Below are 2,660 nucleotides of genomic sequence, written 5' to 3'. Positions count from 1 at the left end.
ATGGTAATATTAATTAATTCCAAAATCCAAGGGTTTATTATAAATAAAATTATATATATAAATAAATATAATAAAAAAATACTTATATATTTATAAATTTTCATAATATCACCTATGATTTTTAGACGTTTTTTTAATTGTTTTATCGAGGGATGGTGGGTTTTGGCAAGTATTAGTATTATTTTCTGGTCCATAGTGTTGTGAAATTGCCTTTTCAAGCCCCCAACGTTTTATAGATGAAGAATTAGGATCATGTTGGATATTTTTAGATGTATTCACAAGAGTGTCATCACACCTTACCATACAATTATATTTTTCTAATCCTGAACATGAGAATTGTTCCCTACACTTAGCATAACAAATGTCATGTTGCCTGCAAGCCGTATCCAATACTCCCATTGGTTCAGCATAATAACCGTTATTGTCTCGAAGCTTACTGTATTGCTCTTCTCTCCCCCCTGTCCAGTCTGGTCCACACCAATTCCCATGATATTTAAACCAACCTAATGTATCTATCCATTTCGTAGTATTCGGTGCAAACGCATAAAAATTACTCCCCCCAAACAACCCAATCGGATCCTGATTCACAAACCGACCCGCATCAGGTTCGTAATACCTAAAGAAATTGTAATGCAGCCCCGTCTCACGGTCGCAATACTGGTTTTGCAGGCGGAAGGGTTGGTGAGCAGTTCCCGTTACGTTCGTTTCGCTCTTCAGTTTGCCCCAACCGTAATAATCGCCGAACCAAACCAGATTGCCGTCCTTATCGGTCATCTCTCTCGGGATGCCGATTTGGTCGCAGTGGAAGTAGTGGATTTGTTGGTGGCTTTCGCCGTCTTCGGTTGTCCAATTGCGGACCTGCGCCAGCGGTTCGTAGGAGTCTTGGTCGGTGTAGAGATAGGTATACCTGCCGTCCGGGTGGACTTCCTGCAAGAGGCGGCTGCCGTCCCAAACGAATCCGGTTTCCTCTTCGAGGCCGTCTGAAACTTCTTCGTTTTTCAGACGGCCTAAAGGGGCGAATTCGTAACGGCTGGCGAGCTTACCTTGTGTGCGGTAGATTTCGCGGGGTAGTTTGTCGCGTTCGATGTCGGTGATGACTTCCTCGTTGAGGCTGATTTGGATGTTTTCGTTTCAGTCGAAATAAATAAAGATTTGAGTATAGAGTAAAGCTCATCTAAAGATTTCAAGAAAATCAATTGTCTATTAGATCTTGATACAATCTACATATGGTATTTGAATCATTAATACTATTTATCCAAATTTCTTTAGTAGTATTTTTCTAATTTTTGAAAACTTTTTAGATGAATTATTCTTGATTTCGATATAGAATTCATTGTCAATTCTATTTTGATTCAATAAAATTTTTTTAACATACGGAATAACTTTCTTAGAGTCAATTGAAATTAAAAAGGAAACTATTTCATGGTAAATATAAGAAGTTTCATTAAAATCCTTTAGCTTCCTAATTAATAGTGTTTCAATTAAATTTGATTTATAACCTTTCTCTTTTAAAGAATATAAAATCCATGATAATATCTTAGGTTTTTTTTTACTTAAATTTCTGATTAGATAGTCTCTTATATATTCCCTTTCTGGCAGATATACAGAACTAAATGCAACTGAAATAATAATAGAATACTTATTTAAACCCCATATTAAATCTATATCTTTTTCTATATTAGAAAACTCTTTTTCTCCTAAATTGTAATCACGAAATAGGTATCCCAATGATGAAATTGCAGATGATTTAACTCTTATACTTTTATCATTGTGTATAAAGCAAATTAATATTGATAGAATTTCTTTAAGATGAATGTCATTAAGTTTGATTTGAAACTGCCCTAAAATAAATATTGCAATTTCTCTATGTCGACTATATCTGCTTGTTAATAGTATATTTTTAATATTATCTTTAATTTCACTATACTCATAAAATTGTAACCTTTTTGCTGCTTCATATTGAAAAACAGTATTTGAATTAAGTATTTTTTTGAATAATTCCTTAACTGATAATTGCTTGCATATTAAAAAAGCATCAAAACTTGAAATTTCGTTGCCTACCATATCATTTTTTCCTATTGTTACATTTATCTTTGGAATGTCTTGAGTGACGACAACCCCAAGCTTTTTGTGTTGACTTAGCTTGTTTAGCGGATATTTGTCCACAATCAATTAATTCTCGTAATACATCACATTTATCAGGTTTTTTTCCAGTAGATCGAGAATATTCATTTATTTTTTCATAGACTTGATTAGCAACTCCTGTATCGACTTGATTGCCATTTGCAGCCATCATAGTACCAATAGCTTTACCTCCTTCATGAGCTGCACCTAATCCTAATAAAAGAAGAGTTGCTTTACCTAATGCTACTAACTCTGGAGCAATCAATGGAATAGCGAAAGCTACTAAACCTTTTGGATCAATCCAAATTTGAGTATTAAAAGCGAATTGATAAAGATTATTTCCCCCCTTTAATTTTATAGGATCCTGATTCATAAACCGCCCGACGTTCGGCTCATAGTACCTGAAGAAGTTGTAATGCAGCCCCGTCTCACGGTCGCAATACTGGTTTTGCAGGCGGAAGGGTTGGTGCGTCGTTCCCGTTACGTTCGTTTCGCTCTTCAGTTTGCCCCAACCGTAATAATCGCCGAACCAAACC

The 2,660-nt window shown here is 35.3% G+C and carries 2 protein-coding genes and 1 pseudogene; all 3 read right to left on the bottom strand.

Going from position 1 to position 2,660, the window contains the following annotated elements; all coding sequences use genetic code 11:
- Positions 1-501: 501 nt before the first annotated feature.
- A pseudogene (locus tag Q9I99_RS11615) lies at positions 502-966 on the bottom strand (RHS repeat-associated core domain-containing protein); the annotation flags it as partial.
- 285 nt (positions 967-1,251) lie between these two features.
- Entirely contained in the window at positions 1,252-2,064 is an 813-nt protein-coding gene (locus tag Q9I99_RS11110) for a hypothetical protein (RefSeq protein ID WP_301668225.1), read from the bottom strand.
- Position 2,065: 1 nt separating this feature from the next.
- Positions 2,066-2,660, bottom strand: a 595-nt coding sequence (locus Q9I99_RS11105; RefSeq protein ID WP_304666229.1) for a polymorphic toxin type 34 domain-containing protein, incomplete at its 5' end; no start/stop codon positions are given.

Source organism: Neisseria basseii (assembly GCF_962707005.1).
Lineage (GTDB): Bacteria > Pseudomonadota > Gammaproteobacteria > Burkholderiales > Neisseriaceae > Neisseria > Neisseria bergeri.
This window is presented reverse-complemented; position numbering and strand designations above follow the sequence as displayed.